Here is a 15,818-nt window from a genome sequence, read left to right on the forward strand (position 1 = left end):
AATCGAGGGGCTGCTGCGCAGCCCGATCGCGACACAAGGCCGCTCCTACAAAAAGCGGTTCCTCCTGATCAGGCCGCCAGGCGCCCGCTGGCGATTGCCTCCGACGCGGCCAGCATCGCCCGCAGCAACACCGCACACCCTGCCGCCAGGTCGTCAGGCGTGGCGTTCTCGATCTCGTTGTGGCTGATGCCATTCTCGCACGGCACGAAAATCATCCCCGCCGGCCCCAATTCGGCCAGGAAGATCGCGTCATGCCCGGCCCCGCTGACAATGTCCATGTGCGGCAAACCCAGCGCCCTGGCCGACTCGCGCACGGCATCGACACAGCTTTTGTCGAAGTACAGCGCCGGGAAGTCGGCAGTGGGCACCAGCTCGTGGCTCAGGCCATGTTTGGCGCAGGTCGCTTCGATCACCGTGCGCACCTCGGCAATCATGGCATTCAGCTGTTCGCCTTCAAGGTGGCGGAAATCCAGAGTCATGCGCACTTCGCCCGGGATCACGTTGCGCGAGCCCGGGTACGCCTGCAGGCAACCCACCGTGCCGCAGGCATGCGGCTGGTGGCCAAGGGCGGTGCGGTTGACCGCCTCGACCACGGCGGCGGCACCCACCAGGGCATCCTTGCGCAGGTGCATGGGGGTGGGGCCGGCATGGGCTTCGACGCCGCGCAGGGTCAGGTCGAACCATTTCTGGCCGAGGGCGCCGAGGACCACGCCGATGGTCTTGGCCTGGTCTTCCAGGATCGGCCCTTGCTCGATATGGGCTTCGAAATACGCCCCCACCGGGTGGCCCAACACCGCTCGCGGGCCGGCGTAGCCGATGGCGTTCAGCGCCTCGCCAACACTGACACCCTGGGCATCGCGTTTGGCCAGGGTCTCTGCCAGGGTGAATTTGCCGGCGAACACCCCCGAACCCATCATGCACGGGGCAAAGCGCGAGCCTTCTTCGTTGGTCCACACCACCACTTCCAGCGGTGCTTCGGTTTCCAGGCCCAAATCGTTGAGGGTGCGGATCACTTCCAGGCCGGCCATTACGCCGAAACAGCCATCGAACTTGCCGCCGGTGGGCTGGGTGTCGATATGGCTGCCGGTCATCACCGGTGGCAGCTTGGGGTTGCGCCCGGGGCGGCGGGCGAAGATGTTGCCGACGGCGTCGATGCTGACCGAGCAGCCGGCGGCCTCGCACCACTGCACGAACAGGTCGCGGGCCTGGCGGTCGAGGTCGGTCAGGGCCAGGCGGCAGACACCGCCCTTGGCCGTGGCGCCGAGGCGGGCCAGGTCCATCAGCGATTGCCACAGGCGGGTGGTGTTGATGTGATGGGCGGTGGTCTTCAGGATTTCTTTGGCTGGGGTCATGAGTTTTTCCTTCAGGCTTTTTGTTGTCTGTGCAGGCCTATTCGCGGGTAAACCCGCTCCTACAAGGGTCAGCGCAGCCCGCGATCTTTGTAGGAGCGGGTTTATCGAGGCGTCGAACCGCCGCGAAGGGGCCAGCGCGGTCTTAAGGCAAGGGCTTGGCCAGCCGCGCCGGGCTGCGTGCCGCAAACCCGGCGAACACGTAGTACAACGCTCCGCCCAGCAGCGAGCCGGTGAACCAGCCGTAGTCGTAGAACCAGCTGAAACTGCTGTTGCCGATCGCCATCACGGTCAACCCCACCGGCAAGGCGAAAGCGGCAAACCCGGGCCAGTTCCACGCCGGGTACACGTCGTCGCGGTACAGCCCGGCCAGGTCCAGCTGTTGCCGGCGGATCAGGAAGTAGTCCACCACCATGATTCCGGCAATCGGCCCAAGCAGGCTGGAATAGCCCAGCAGCCAGTTGGAATACACGCTTTCCAGGCTCAGGTCGGAAACGATCCAGCCCAGCTTCTTCAGCAACTCATGGCCCATCAGCGCCAGGCCGATGAAACCGGTCAGCCATACCGCACGGCTGCGCCCGATCAGGCGTGGGGCGATGTTCTGGAAGTCGTTGGTCGGCGACACGATGTTCGCCGCGGTATTGGTCGACAGCGTGGCGATCACGATCAGCGCCATGGCCAGCGCCACCCAGAACGGGCTGTGGATCTTGCCGATCAGGCTGACTGGGTCGGACACGGTCTCGCCCACCAGCGACGCCGAGGCGGCCGTCAATACCACCCCCAGCGCGGCGAACAGGAACATGGTCAGTGGCAGGCCGAAGATCTGCCCGAGAATCTGGTCCTTCTGGCTGCGCGCGTAGCGGCTGAAGTCGGGAATGTTCAACGACAGGGTGGCCCAGAAACCGACCATGGCCGTGAGCCCCGCGCAGAAGTAGCTGACCACGCTGGCGCCTTCCGGGCGCTTGGGCGGCTGCGCCAGCAGCTCGGTCATCGACATGTGCGGCAAGGCCCAGAACAACAGGCCCACGCCCACCGCTACCAGCAGCGGGGCGGACAGCGTTTCCAGCCACTTGATCGACTCGGCACCGCGCAACACCACCCACAGGTTCAGGCACCAGAAGACCATGAAACCGATCACCTCGCCGGTACCGCCCAGGGCCTTCCAGCCATCGAACACCGACCCCAGGAACAGGTGAATGGCCAAGCCGCCGAACAGGGTCTGAATACCAAACCAGCCACAGGCGACCACCGCGCGGATCAGGCACGGTACATTGGAGCCGAGGATGCCGAACGACGAACGCAGCAGCACCGGGAACGGGATGCCGTACTTGGTGCCGGGGAAGGCGTTGAGGGTAAGCGGGATGAGTACGATCACGTTGGCCAGCAGGATCGCCAGCAGCGCCTCGCCGACGCTGAGGCCGAAGTAGGCGGTGAGCACGCCGCCGAGGGTGTAGGTAGGTACACAGATGGACATGCCCACCCACAGGGCAGTGATGTGCCATTTGTTCCAGGTACGCTGGTGCACCTTGGTCGGTGCGATGTCGTGGTTGTAGCGCGGGCTGTCAAGGACATCGCTGCCCTCGGCCAGCTCGAACAGGCCAGCCTGCTCGACCACTTCCGATCTGCTCTGTTGCATGGGCCTTTCTCCAGACTTTTTTTGTAGTTGTTTGCTCATCGGGCTAATTCGATGGCCGGAGTACACACGCGTTACGGTGCTTAGAAATCTTGACCAAATTTCTATCTTGTCAAGTTAGTCAAAAATCCTGAAAGCCCCGTAGTCAACGGGTCTATAAAAATAAATCCTTTCAAATCAACAGATTAAAAAGCCACAAAATTAATAGGAAATTTTCTTGCTGAATTCCAGATCAGCATCTAGCCTCGAATCTTGTCAGGCCTGACAGGATTAACCACCCTGCCCGCCCTGGCACCAGACAACTCCAAGAACCGGCCATGAGACCGGTCAGCCTGCGAGGAAAACGGCATGTCCCTGTTGATCCGTGGCGCCACCGTGGTTACCCACGAAGAGAGTTACCCCGCCGATGTGCTGTGTGCCGATGGCCTGATCCGCGCCATTGGGCCAAACCTGGAACCGCCTACCGACTGCGAGATCCTCGACGGCAGCGGCCAGTACCTGATGCCCGGCGGCATCGACCCGCACACCCATATGCAGTTGCCATTCATGGGCACCGTGGCCAGCGAAGACTTCTTCAGCGGCACGGCGGCAGGCTTGGCTGGCGGCACCACGTCGATCATCGACTTCGTCATCCCCAACCCGCAGCAGTCGTTGCTGGAGGCGTTTCACACCTGGCGTGGCTGGGCACAGAAAAGCGCCAGCGACTACGGCTTTCACGTTGCCATCACCTGGTGGAGCGAGCAGGTTGCCGAAGAGATGGGCGAGCTGGTGACCAGGCATGGGGTGAACAGCTTCAAGCACTTCATGGCCTACAAGAACGCGATCATGGCCGCCGACGACACCCTGGTGGCCAGCTTCGAGCGCTGCCTGCAACTGGGCGCGGTGCCCACCGTGCATGCCGAGAACGGCGAACTGGTGTACCACCTGCAGAAGAAACTGCTGGCCCAGGGCCTGACCGGGCCAGAGGCACACCCCCTGTCGCGCCCTTCGCAAGTGGAAGGCGAAGCGGCCAGCCGTGCTATCCGTATTGCCGAAACCATCGGTACGCCGCTGTATGTGGTGCACATTTCCAGCCGTGAAGCACTGGATGAAATCACCTATGCGCGGGCCAAGGGCCAGCCGGTGTACGGCGAAGTCCTGCCTGGCCACCTGCTGCTGGACGACAGCGTCTACCGTGACCCGGACTGGGCCACTGCGGCCGGCTACGTGATGAGCCCGCCGTTCCGCCCGCGCGAGCACCAGGAGGCGCTGTGGCGCGGCCTGCAGTCGGGCAACCTGCACACCACTGCCACTGACCACTGCTGCTTCTGCGCCGAGCAGAAAGCCATGGGGCGCGATGACTTCAGCCGCATCCCCAACGGCACCGCCGGCATCGAGGACCGCATGGCGGTGCTGTGGGATGCCGGGGTCAACAGCGGGCGCCTGTCGATGCACGAGTTCGTCGCGCTGACGTCGACCAACACGGCGAAGATCTTCAACCTGTTCCCGCGCAAGGGCGCCATCCGTGTCGGCGCCGATGCCGACCTGGTGCTGTGGGACCCACAGGGCACCCGCACTATTTCGGCCCAGACCCACCACCAGCGGGTGGACTTCAACATCTTTGAAGGCCGCACCGTGCGCGGCGTGCCTAGCCACACCATCAGCCAGGGCAAGGTGCTTTGGGCCGATGGCGACCTGCGCGCCGAGGCGGGCGCGGGGCGCTATGTGGAGCGGCCGGCGTATCCGTCGGTGTATGAGGTGCTGGGGCGTCGGGCCGACCAGCAGCGGCCGACGCCTGTATCGCGTTAAAGCCATGGGGCCGCTGTGCGGCCCCCGATCCCACCACAACACCTGTCGCCTGCACCATAAAAAATAGAGAGGCTACAACCGTGACCAACGCCCTGAACCATTTGCCGCGCCCCCGGGCCGGCGCCGACCAGCTGGCCGAGCGCTTCAGCGACCTGGCCCCACCCCTCACCGCCCGCCAGGCCGCTGTCGAAAGCGCACGCTGCCTGTATTGCTACGACGCCCCCTGCGTCAACGCGTGCCCCAGCGAAATCGACATCCCGTCATTCATCCACCGCATCAGCGACGAAAACCTGCAAGGCGCCGCCGAACGCATTCTCTCGGCCAACATCCTGGGCGGCAGCTGCGCCCGCGTCTGCCCTACCGAAATCCTTTGCCAGCAAGCCTGCGTGCGCAACAACGCGCAGGAATGCGCACCGGTACTGATCGGCCAGTTACAGCGCTACGCCCTGGACAACGCGCACTTCAGTGAACACCCGTTCAAGCGCTCACCCGCCACCGGCAAACGCATTGCCGTGGTCGGCGCCGGCCCTGCCGGGTTGTCCTGCGCCCACCGCCTGGCCATGCATGGGCACGACGTGGTGGTATTCGAGGCCTGCGACAAAGCTGGCGGCCTCAACGAGTACGGCATCGCCCGCTACAAACTGGTCGACGATTATGCCCAGCATGAGGTGGCGTTCCTGCTCGACATCGGCGGCATCGAGGTTCGCCATGGTCAGCGCCTGGGTAGCAACCTCAGCCTGGGCGAGTTGCGTGACCAGTACGACGCGGTGTTCCTCGGCCTTGGCCTGAATGCCGTGCGCCAGCTGGGCCTGGCGGATGAAGAAGCCCCCGGCCTGCTTGCCGCTACCGATTACATTCGTGAATTGCGCCAGGCCGATGACCTCAGCCAGCTGCCGCTGGCCGACCGCTGCCTGGTGATTGGCGCCGGCAACACCGCCATCGACATGGCCGTGCAGATGAGCCGCCTGGGCGCCCGCGACGTCAACCTGGTGTACCGCCGTGGCCACGCCGACATGGGCGCCACCGGCCACGAGCAGGACATCGCCAAGGCCAACCAGGTACGCCTGCACACCTGGGCGCGCCCCGATGCCGTGCTGCTGGACGACAGCGGCAAGGTACGCGGCATGCGCTTTGCCCGCACCGAGCTGGCCGACGGCCGCCTGCGCGACACTGGCGAAACCTTCGAGCTGGCTGCCGACGCCATTTTCAAGGCCATCGGCCAACGCTTCGATGACGCCAGCCTCACCGACCCGGTGGCCGCGCAACTGGCCCGCGAGGGTGAACGCATCCGCGTTGACGCAAACCTGCAGACCAGCCTGCCCGGCGTGTACGCCGGCGGCGACTGCACCGCGCTGGGCCAGGACCTTACCGTCCAGGCCGTGCAACACGGCAAGCTGGCCGCCGAAGCCATCCATGCCCAACTCATGCTCAACGTGGAGGCAGCGTAAATGGCCGACTTGTCTATCGTATTCGCCGGTATCAAGGCCCCCAACCCGTTCTGGCTGGCCTCCGCACCGCCTACCGACAAAGCCTACAACGTGGTCCGTGCCTTCGAGGCCGGCTGGGGCGGCGTGGTCTGGAAAACCCTGGGCGAAGACCCGGCAGCGGTCAACGTGTCGTCGCGCTACTCGGCGCACTATGGCGCCAATCGCCAGGTACAGGGCATCAACAACATCGAGCTGATCACCGACCGCTCGCTGGAAATCAACCTGCGCGAAATCACCCAGGTGAAGAAGGACTGGCCTGACCGCGCGCTGATCGTATCGCTGATGGTGCCGTGTGAAGAAGCGTCCTGGAAGTTCATTCTGCCGCTGGTGGAGGCCACCGGGGCCGATGGCATCGAACTGAATTTCGGCTGCCCGCACGGCATGCCGGAGCGCGGCATGGGGGCGGCGGTCGGCCAGGTGCCGGAGTACGTGGAAATGGTCACCCGCTGGTGCAAGACGTATTGCGCGCTGCCGGTGATCGTCAAGCTGACGCCGAACATCACCGACATTCGCCAGTCGGCGCGTGCTGCGCACCGGGGCGGGGCTGATGCGGTGTCGTTGATCAACACCATCAACTCGATCACCAGCGTCGACCTGGACCGCATGGTGGCCCACCCCATCGTTGGCGACCAGAGTACCCATGGCGGTTACTGCGGCTCGGCGGTGAAACCGATTGCCCTGAACATGGTGGCGGAAATCGCCCGCGACCCGGAAACCCGCGGCCTGCCGATTTGCGGCATTGGCGGCATCGGCAACTGGCGCGATGCGGCGGAGTTCATGGCGCTGGGCAGTGGCACGGTGCAGGTGTGCACCGCGGCGATGCTGCATGGCTTCCGTATCGTCGAGGATATGAAAGACGGCCTGGCGCGCTGGATGGACCAGCACAAGCACCGCAACATCGAGGCGTTCCGCGGGCAGGCGGTGGGCCATACCACTGACTGGAAGTACCTGGATATCAACTACAAATCGGTGGCGCACATCGACCAGGCGGCGTGCATTGGTTGCGGGCGCTGCCACATTGCCTGTGAGGACACCTCGCACCAGGCCATTGCCAGCACGTTGAAGGCGGATGGCACGCATGTGTACAGCGTGATCGAGGAAGAATGCGTGGGCTGCAACCTGTGCCAGATCACCTGCCCGGTGGAGAACTGCATCGACATGCAGGCGCAGGACACCGGCAAGCCTTATCTGAACTGGACGCAGGATCCGCGCAACCCCTATCGTGAGGCCAGCTGAAACTGATTGGGGCTGCTGCGCAGCCCTTCGCGGGTAAACCCGCTCCCACAGGTTTATCGTTTTCCACACAAGCGGCGCGGTCCCTGTGGGAGCGGGTTTACCCGCGAAGGGCCGCGCAGCGGCCCAATCCACCTGGCGACCGCCGGCCTCAAGGCTCCAGCCCAATCCCCCGCAAGATCACACTGGTCACCGTCTGCACCGCACTTTCGAACGCCATGTCCGACAGTACCTCGCCGCCATTGAGCAACTGCACCTGGTAACCAAAGTCGGCATAGTGCTGGGTCGAGGCCCAGATCATGTACAGCAATGCCGATGGCTCCACCGGCAGAATGCGCCCTTCCTCCACCCAACGGCGAATCTTGGCTTCCTTCATTTTTGCCCAGGGCACCAGGCTTTCATCCAGGTTCACCCCCAGCACCGGCGCGCCGTGCAGCATCTCTTCGGCCCAGATCTTCGAGCCCAGCGGCCGTGAACGCGAGTGGCCCATCTTTGCCCGGATGTAACTGGTCAGCACCACCCGCGGGTCGTCGAAGTTCTCGAAGCACAGTGCGTCCTGCTTCCACACCTCCAGCAGGTCCTGCAGCACCGCGCGGAACAAGTCGTCCTTGGTGCTGAAGTAGTAATGCAGGTTGGAACGCGGCAACTCGGCCTGCTCGGCGATATCGCCCATCGAGGTGGCGCCGTAGCCTTTTTCGGCGAACACCTTTTCTGCCGCCTGCAGGATCTTGTCGATATTGCGCCGGCGGATTTCGATCTTGTGGTTGGCCATCAGGCTTGAGCCGTCCACACCGCCAGTTCATAACCGTCCGGGTCGATGAAATGGAAGCGCCGCCCGCCAGGAAAGGCAAAGGTTGCCCGGCTGATCTTCGCCCCGGCCGCCTCGACCCGCTGCTGCGTGGCGTCGAGGTCGTCGGCGTACAGGATCACCAATGGCCCGCCCGGGCGCACCGGCTCACCCGTGGTAAACCCGCCCGTCAGGCGGCCATCGCTGAACTCGGTGTAAGTTGGCCCATAGTCAGTGAAAGCCCAACCGAACACGCTGCCATAGAAGGCCTTGCTGCGTGCGATGTCGCTGACATTGAACTCGATGTTGTCGATCTGCCGATCGGTACCGCGAATACCCATGTGCGCTCCGTGCCGAATGGTGTTTGGCCTAGTCTACTCCGCTTGCTCGAAGCGGGTGCAATCCCTGTAGGAGCGGCCTTGTGTCGCGATCGGGCCGCAGAGCGGCCCCAAATTTTAAGCTTCACCGCTGAACTCGCTGGGGCCGCTCCGCGGCCCGATCGCGACACAAGGCCGCTCCTACAGGGGCCGCGTTTGTCTTATCCACAGCTGGCCCGGTCGCGCACCGGGCACTGGGCGCGGTGCAGGTTCAGGGCGGTGTTGATGATGCCGATGTGGCTGAACGCCTGCGGGTAGTTGCCGAGCATGCGCTGGCCAGCCGGGTCGTACTGTTCGGCCAGCAGGCCGAGGTCGTTGCACAGGCCGGTCAGGCGTTCGTACAAGGCTTGCGCTTCTTCCTGGCGCCCCAGCAACACATAAACGTCGGCCAGCCAGAACGAACAGACCAGGAAGGTGCCCTCGCCCGGGGTCAGGCCGTCGCTGCAACTGTCGCTGTCGTAGCGCAGCAGCAGGCCGTTTTTCAGCAGGCGTTGTTCGATCTGCTCCAGCGTGCGCAAAAAGCGCGGGTCCTCTGCTGGCAGGAAGCCGGTCAAGGCGATCTGCAACAGGCTGGCATCCATCTCGCGCGAGCCATAAGCCTGGACGAAGAACTGGCCGCTGCTGTCCAGGCCGTGTTCGCACACTTCGCGGCGGATCTCGTCAGCCACCTGGCGATAGTGTTGCCCCTGTTCGCGGCCTTCTTCAGTGGTGTCGGCCAGCCCGGCGGCACGGTCGAACGCCACCCAGGCCATGACCTTGGAATGCACGAATTGCTGGCGGCCGCCGCGCACTTCCCAGATACCTTCGTCCGGCTCGCGCCAGATGCGCTCGACGTAGGGCAGGATCAAGCGGGAAATGGCGGCGCTGCGCGGGTGCCGCGGCAAGCCGCCCTTGATCGCCTGGCTCATGGCGTCGGCCAGCTCGCCGTAGATGTCCAGCTGCGTCTGCGCCGACGCGGCATTGCCCACACGCACCGGCTGCGAATGCTCGTAACCGGCCAGCCATGGCAGGGTGTATTCCTGCAGGTCGCGCTCGCCGGCCAGGCCGTACATGATCTGCATCTGTTCGGGGTTGCCGGCCACCGAGCGCAGCAGCCATTCGCGCCAGGCCTGGGCCTCGTCGAAGTAGCCCAGGTTCATGAACGCCAGCAAGGTCATGGTGGCGTCGCGCAGCCAGCAGAAGCGGTAGTCCCAGTTGCGCTCGCCCCCGACACGCTCGGGCAGCGACGTGGTGACCGCGGCGACAATGCCGCCGGTGGGGGCGTAAGTCATGGCCTTGAGCGTAAGCAGCGAGCGGCGCACCAACGCGCTGTAGGGGCCTACCTGCGGGCAGCGGTCGGCGAAGGCCTGCCATTGCTCACGCGTGTTTGCCAAGGCATCGTCGATGTCACAATCGGGCTGCACTGGCAGGTGCGAGGGCTGGTGGCGCAGGCTGAACACCTGGCGCTGGCCAGCCGCGACGCGAAAACGGGCAACCGTGTGGTGGTCGCGGGCGTGTGGCGGCACGGTACTGCACAGGATCAGCCGGTCGGGGCCGGCGACGGCGCTGAGGGTCATTGGCTCCAGGCGCTCGACCCAGGGCACGCTGCGGCCGTAGTCGAAGCGCATGACCAGGTCCATTTCAAAGTTGGTTTCGCCCGAGATGCCCTCGACGATACGTACCACTGAATTGACTTCGCCCAGTGGCATGAAGTCGAGCACCCGGGCGCGGCCGGTGGCGGTGACCCAGGTGGTTTCCAGTACCAAAGTATCGTCCAGGTACTGGCGGCTGCTGTGCTCGACCGGGTCGCAAGGGGCCAGGCGCCAGCGGCCGTTTTCTTCGTTGCCCAGCAGGGCGGCGAAGACTGCAGGGGCGTCGAAGCGTGGCAGGCACAGCCAGTCGAGGGAGCCGTCGCGGCTGACCAGGGCGGCGCTGCGGCAGTTGCCCAGCAGGGCGTAGTCTTCTATGTGGGCGGGCATTGGGTCTCCTTTGTGTGGTGGCCTGTGCTGGCCTCTTCGCGGGTAAACCCGCTCCCACAGTTTCTCCACAACCATTGAAGGTGGTGGAATCCCTGTGGGAGCGGGTTTACCCGCGAAGAGGCCGGCCCAGGCTTACAAACCTCTCACCCCAACCGGTGCCACTCACGCTTGTCCCGGGTCAGCAGTTCGTTGCCAGCCTCGGGCCCGTCTTCACCGGCCGGGTACTCATGCACCTCGCCCCCCTGGGCCCAGGCATCGAGGAACGGCTGCACCGCACGCCAGCCGTTCTCGATGTTGTCGGCCCGCTGGAACAGGGTCTGGTCACCGGTCAGGCAGTCGTAGATCAGCGTCTCGTAGCCGGTCGCCGGGGTCATCTTGAAGAAGTCCTTGTAGGCAAAGCCCAGCTCGACATTCTCCATCACCAGCTCTGGCCCAGGCCGTTTGGCCTGCAGGTCGAACCACATGCCTTCGTTGGGCTGGATCTGGATTTTCAGGTAGTTGGGCTTGGGCCGCTCCAGCTCCGACTCGCGGAACTGGGCATACGGCGCGGGCTTGAAGCAAATGGCGATCTCGGTGTCGCGCACGCTCATGCGCTTGCCGGTACGCAGGTAGAACGGCACGCCGGCCCAGCGCCAGTTGTCGATCATTACTTTCAGCGCCACGTAGGTCTCGGTCTGGCTGTCTGGCGCGACGTTGGCCTCCTGGCGGTAGCCCGGCAGCTGCTTGCGCCCCTGCTTGCCGGCGCTGTACTGGCCACGCACGGAGTTCTTCAGCGCCATCTTCGCCGACCAGGGGCGGATGGCGCCGACCACCTTGGCCTTCTCGCCCCGCACGGCATCGGCACCAAATGCCGCCGGTGGCTCCATGGCCACCATCGCCAGCAACTGGAACAAGTGGTTGGGCACCATGTCGCGCAGGGCGCCGGTACCGTCGTAGAACCCGCCACGGGTCTCGACGCCGACGGTTTCCGCAGCGGTGATCTGCACGTGATCGATGTAGTGGTTGTTCCAGAACGATTCGAACAACCCGTTGGAGAAGCGGCTGACCAGAATGTTCTGCACCGTTTCCTTGCCCAGGTAATGGTCGATGCGGTAGATCTGCCGTTCGCCCATCACCTTCAGCAGGCAGGCGTTGAGCGCCTCGGCGCTGGCCAGGTCGGTGCCGAACGGCTTCTCGACCACCACCCGGCGAAAACCACCAGCGGACTCGTCCAGCAAGCCGGCTTCGCCCAGGCGCTGGGCCACTTCGGGGAAGAAGCGCGGCGAGGTGGCCAGGTAGAAGATGGCATTGCCATGGCTGGTCTTGTCGATGCGCTTGGCAATGGCCCCATAGGTAGCCGGGTCAAGGAAATCGCCGGTCTGGTAATCCAGGCGCTTGGCCAGACGCGCCCAGAGTTTTTCGTCCAGGCACTTGGCAGCGCCCTCGCCGCCCTTGTCGCGTTCGGCCATGAACGCGTGCAGGCGCTCGGCAAAATCCTCGGCGCTGGCCGGGTTGTGATCGACGCCGACGATGCGCAAGTTGCGGTCGAGCAAACCGTCACGGCTGAGGTTGTACAGCGCCGGCATCAGCAGGCGCTTGACCAGGTCGCCATTGGCGCCAAACAGGAACAGGGTACAAGGCGGTGCAGCGGGAATGGTCTGTTTAGTCATTCGGCTTTTTTCTCGACATGGCCACCGAAGCCCAGGCGCATGGCCGAGAGAATCTTGTCACCGTAGGTGCCTTGCTGCTGCCGTGAGCGGAAGCGCGCGAACAGTGCGCTGGACAGTACCGGCACCGGCACCGCCTGCTCGACGGCGGCGTCGATGGTCCAGCGGCCTTCGCCACTGTCGGACACCGAACCGCTGAACTGCGTCAGCTGCGGGTCGGCCACCAGCGCGTCGGCGGTAAGGTCGAGCAGCCACGAGGTGACCACGCTGCCACGCCGCCACACTTCGGCAATTTCAGCCACGTTGAGGTCGAAGCGCTGGTCTTCCGGCAGCTCGTTGCCGCCCTTGCTGCGCAGCAGGTCGAAGCCTTCGGCGTAGGCCTGCATCAGGCCGTACTCGATGCCGTTGTGGACCATTTTCACGTAGTGCCCGGCACCGGGTGGGCCGGCATGAATATAGCCATGTTCGGCGCGCTGGTGCTCGCCGCTAAGACCGTGGGTACGCGGAATGTCGCCCACGCCCGGGGCCAGCGCCTTGAACAGCGGCTCCAGGCGTTCGAACACCTCCTTCTCACCGCCGATCATCATGCAGTAGCCCCGGTCCAGGCCCCACACGCCGCCAGAGGTGCCGACGTCCAGGTAATGCAGGCCGCGCCCGGCCAGCTCGGCGGCGCGGCGCATGTCGTCCTTGTAGAAGGTGTTGCCGCCGTCGATGATCGCATCGCCCGGCTCCAGCAATTCGGCCAACTGGGTGATGGTCTGCTCGGTGGCGTCACCGGCCGGCAGCATCACCCACACCGCGCGCGGTGCCTTGAGCTTTTGAATCAATGCACCGAGGTCGTGCGCGCCCTGGGCGCCTTCGCCTTCCAGCGCGGTAATGGCCTCGCGGTTGCGGTCGTGTACCACGGTGCGATGGCCGGCGCGCATCAGGCGCCTTGCAATATTGCCGCCCATGCGGCCCAGCCCGACGATTCCCAGTTGCATGAGCCGATGCTCCCCTTTCGAAATGGATGACAACACAGTCCAGCTGTTCAGATTAGTCCAGCATGCCGGCCGAGGGTTCAGCGACCAACGGCAAGACCACGATAAACAAAAAAGTTCCCAAGGCCTGCAAAAGAATCCAGAATGCGCCCCGCGTGAAGCGTCTACGCTTTGACTTGTCACCAGCCAAAACCGCGAGGTGTGCTCATGGGTACCTTGATGCCTGCAACCCCAACCCAGACCCTCTATGTGTCCGTGCGCCGTGATGAGCTGCGTAAACTGAAGGACGAACGTGACCAGCTGCGCCAGCAGGTTGCGCAGTTGAACCTGTTGCTGGCGCAACAGCGTGATGGCGAGAAAGCTGTCGGCGTCTGATTTTTCCCTTCCGGTGGGAGTTGTAAGGCTCCCGCCTTGCTCAGTTTCTGGTTCTGCTTTTTCAGGTCCGGCCTATTCGCGGGTAAACCCGCTCCTACGACGTCCGTGTCGTACCTGAGGCCTATATCTTACCTGTGGGAGCGGGCGAGCCCGCGAAGAAGCAAACACCTCCCCAGCGCACCAATAGGGTGCACATACCCTCTCCAGCCACATTTTGGCGCACACGCAAAACACCCTTGCCAAGCCTTTTTACATCCGGTCACAGACGCCAACGTTTGCGTCTATTCCGCGCCATAACAATAGTGACCAGCGGGTCACCTTTTTATCGCTTTCTCTCCTACACTCGGTTTTCGGCCCGCCATTTGCTCATTGGAAGAGTGACGAAAATAAGTCGAACTTTCAGGAAAGCGGGCAGGTCAGGAATTAAGTAGGCCAAACGCAAAGGGTCTTCCCAGCTTCGGCCCACCACCCCAACCAGTCCAATCGCCTTCGGCCGGAATGCCGATCGCGCTGTGCCTGCGCGCACGACTCAGGGGCAAGGAACGCACTACGCCGTATACAGAATCAGAGAGAACCAACACGAAATATCGCCACGGGTGCCAGCACCCGGCCAAGCATAGGGACGGAGAGAAGTATGATCAGTGCCGCTGTCGAGCCTCACGCAGATTCATTCAACCCGGACAACCGCGAGCCGCTTACCCCGGATTTCGCCACGACAGGCAAGGCACCCGGCGCCCAGCGCCAGCACAACCCCAACAAGCGCAAAATCCTGTTCGTCACCTCGGAAATCGCCGACCTGGTCAAGACCGGTGGCCTGGGTGACGTGTCTGCCGCCCTGCCCCGCGCCCTGGCGCACCTGCACGATGTACGGGTGCTGATTCCGGGTTACCCGCAGGTGATGGACAGCGACAACCCGATCCATATCGTCGGCGAACTGAGCGGTCACGCGGCCCTGCCACCGTGCAAGATCGGCCGTATGGACATGGCCGACGGCCTGGTGATCTATGTGCTGATCTGCCCCGAACTGTACCAGCGTGACGGCACTCCCTATGGTGCCAACAATGGCCGTGACTGGCCCGACAACCACATCCGCTTTGCCCGCCTGGGCCTGGCCGCCGCCGAAATTGCCGCTGGCGAAGGCATGATCCACTGGAAGCCGGAAGTTGTGCATGCGCATGACTGGCCCGCGGGCCTGGCCCCGGCCTACATGCACTGGCGCGGGCTGAACACCCCCACCCTGTTCACCATCCACAACCTGGCCTACCAGGGCGTGTACAGCCGTGGCTGCAGCCCGGAGTTGGCGATTCCGGACCACGCCATGCAACAGGAAGGCATGGAGTTCTACGGCAAGCTGTCGTTCCTCAAGGCCGGCCTGGCTTACTCCAGCCACATCACCACGGTCAGCGCCACCTATGCCCGGGAAATCACCACCCCGGAATTCGGCTGCGGCCTGGATGGCTTTTTGGCCAGCAAGGCCCAGCAGGGCCTGCTCGGCGGCATCCCCAATGGCATCGATGAAAGCTGGGACTCGGCCACCGACAAGCACCTGCAGCACAACTTCAGCATCAACGACTGGGAGGGCAAGGCGCGCAACACCCAGGAGGTGCGCGAGCTGTTTGGCCTGGACGATTCCGAAGGCCCGCTGTTCGCTGTAGTTTCGCGCCTGGTTTACCAGAAAGGCCTGGACCTGACCCTGGGCGTGGCCGACTACATTGTCGAGCAAGGCGGGCAGATTGCGATTATCGGCCGTGGCGAGCCGGAAGAAGAACAGGCCATGCGTGAACTGGCGCTGCGCCACCCGGGCCGTATCGGCGTGCGCATCGGCTTTAACGAAACCGACGCCCGGCGCATGTTTGCCGGCAGCGACTTCCTGCTGATGCCTTCGCGCTACGAGCCGTGCGGCCTCAGCCAGATGTACGCGCAACGCTTCGGCTCGCTGCCGGTGGCGCGCAATACCGGCGGCCTGGCCGACACCATCGAGTGTGGCGTTACCGGCTTCCTGTTCAACGAGTCGACCGTTGACAGCTACCGCGAAGCACTCAGCCGCGCCTTCTATGTATACGGCAAGAAGGACCTGCTGAACGCCATGCGCTGCCTGTCGATGACCCAGCCGTTCAACTGGTGCCAGGCGGTGGAACCCTATGCCCGCCTGTACGAAAACCTGGTCAAGCAGGCACAACTGAGCCATTACTGAGCGGGGGCCAG

The 15,818-nt window shown here is 64.0% G+C and carries 12 protein-coding genes; 5 read left to right on the plus strand and 7 right to left on the minus strand.

The window, feature by feature from the left end; all coding sequences use genetic code 11:
* Window positions 1-68 precede the first annotated feature (68 nt).
* Window positions 69-1,352 carry a Zn-dependent hydrolase gene (locus IAE39_RS03860; RefSeq protein WP_201199575.1) on the minus strand — a complete coding sequence of 428 codons (1,284 nt, stop codon included), beginning with the start codon at window positions 1,350-1,352 and terminating at the stop codon, window positions 69-71.
* A gap of 142 nt (window positions 1,353-1,494) precedes the next feature.
* On the minus strand, window positions 1,495-2,985 hold the full coding sequence (locus tag IAE39_RS03865) for an NCS1 family nucleobase:cation symporter-1 (protein ID WP_201199582.1): 1,491 nt from the start codon (window positions 2,983-2,985) through the stop codon (window positions 1,495-1,497).
* Between the two features lie 345 nt (window positions 2,986-3,330).
* Between IAE39_RS03865 and hydA the strand changes: the two genes are divergently transcribed.
* The 3 genes from hydA (at window position 3,331) to preA (ending at window position 7,493) form a co-directional block, all read left to right on the plus strand.
* On the plus strand, window positions 3,331-4,770 hold the full coding sequence (gene hydA / locus IAE39_RS03870; RefSeq protein ID WP_201199583.1) for a dihydropyrimidinase: 1,440 nt from the start codon (window positions 3,331-3,333) through the stop codon (window positions 4,768-4,770).
* Between the two features lie 80 nt (window positions 4,771-4,850).
* A complete protein-coding gene (locus tag IAE39_RS03875; RefSeq protein ID WP_201199584.1) occupies window positions 4,851-6,218 on the plus strand; it encodes an NAD(P)-dependent oxidoreductase in 1,368 nt (455 codons plus the stop codon).
* Window positions 6,219-7,493 (plus strand): NAD-dependent dihydropyrimidine dehydrogenase subunit PreA, encoded by a 1,275-nt coding sequence (gene preA, locus IAE39_RS03880; protein WP_201199585.1) that lies wholly within the window; start codon window positions 6,219-6,221, stop codon window positions 7,491-7,493.
* A gap of 148 nt (window positions 7,494-7,641) precedes the next feature.
* On the opposite strand, the gene IAE39_RS03885 is transcribed toward preA, so the two are convergent.
* The 5 genes from IAE39_RS03885 to gnd all read right to left on the minus strand — a co-directional run bounded on the left by IAE39_RS03885 (window position 7,642) and on the right by gnd (window position 13,265).
* The gene (locus IAE39_RS03885; RefSeq protein WP_201199586.1) at window positions 7,642-8,262 is read right to left on the minus strand and encodes a TetR/AcrR family transcriptional regulator; all 621 of its coding nucleotides are present in this window, start codon (window positions 8,260-8,262) and stop codon (window positions 7,642-7,644) included.
* A complete protein-coding gene (locus IAE39_RS03890; RefSeq protein ID WP_201199587.1) occupies window positions 8,262-8,618 on the minus strand; it encodes a VOC family protein in 357 nt (118 codons plus the stop codon). The genes IAE39_RS03885 and IAE39_RS03890 overlap by 1 nt, the downstream gene beginning before the upstream one ends.
* 197 nt (window positions 8,619-8,815) lie before the next feature.
* Complete coding sequence (locus IAE39_RS03895) at window positions 8,816-10,612, minus strand: glycoside hydrolase family 15 protein (RefSeq protein WP_201199588.1); 1,797 nt, start codon at window positions 10,610-10,612, stop codon at window positions 8,816-8,818.
* Between the two features lie 143 nt (window positions 10,613-10,755).
* Window positions 10,756-12,261, minus strand: a complete 1,506-nt coding sequence (zwf, locus tag IAE39_RS03900; RefSeq protein ID WP_201199590.1) for a glucose-6-phosphate dehydrogenase — start codon at window positions 12,259-12,261, stop codon at window positions 10,756-10,758.
* On the minus strand, window positions 12,258-13,265 hold the full coding sequence (gnd, locus tag IAE39_RS03905; protein WP_328825491.1) for a phosphogluconate dehydrogenase (NAD(+)-dependent, decarboxylating): 1,008 nt from the start codon (window positions 13,263-13,265) through the stop codon (window positions 12,258-12,260). The genes zwf and gnd overlap by 4 nt, the downstream gene beginning before the upstream one ends.
* Before the next feature lie 180 nt (window positions 13,266-13,445).
* Here gnd and IAE39_RS03910 point away from each other — a divergent pair, with 180 nt between their 5' ends.
* Together IAE39_RS03910 and glgA are read left to right on the plus strand one after the other, a co-directional pair.
* Window positions 13,446-13,613: a DUF6026 family protein gene (locus IAE39_RS03910; RefSeq protein ID WP_236548396.1), complete on the plus strand. Its 168-nt coding sequence runs from the start codon at window positions 13,446-13,448 to the stop codon at window positions 13,611-13,613.
* Window positions 13,614-14,247: 634 nt separating this feature from the next.
* Window positions 14,248-15,807 (plus strand): glycogen synthase GlgA, encoded by a 1,560-nt coding sequence (glgA, locus tag IAE39_RS03915; protein WP_201199593.1) that lies wholly within the window; start codon window positions 14,248-14,250, stop codon window positions 15,805-15,807.
* Window positions 15,808-15,818 lie beyond the last annotated feature (11 nt).

The organism is Pseudomonas sp. S37, from assembly GCF_016658545.1.
In the GTDB taxonomy this organism is placed as follows: Bacteria; Pseudomonadota; Gammaproteobacteria; order Pseudomonadales; family Pseudomonadaceae; genus Aquipseudomonas.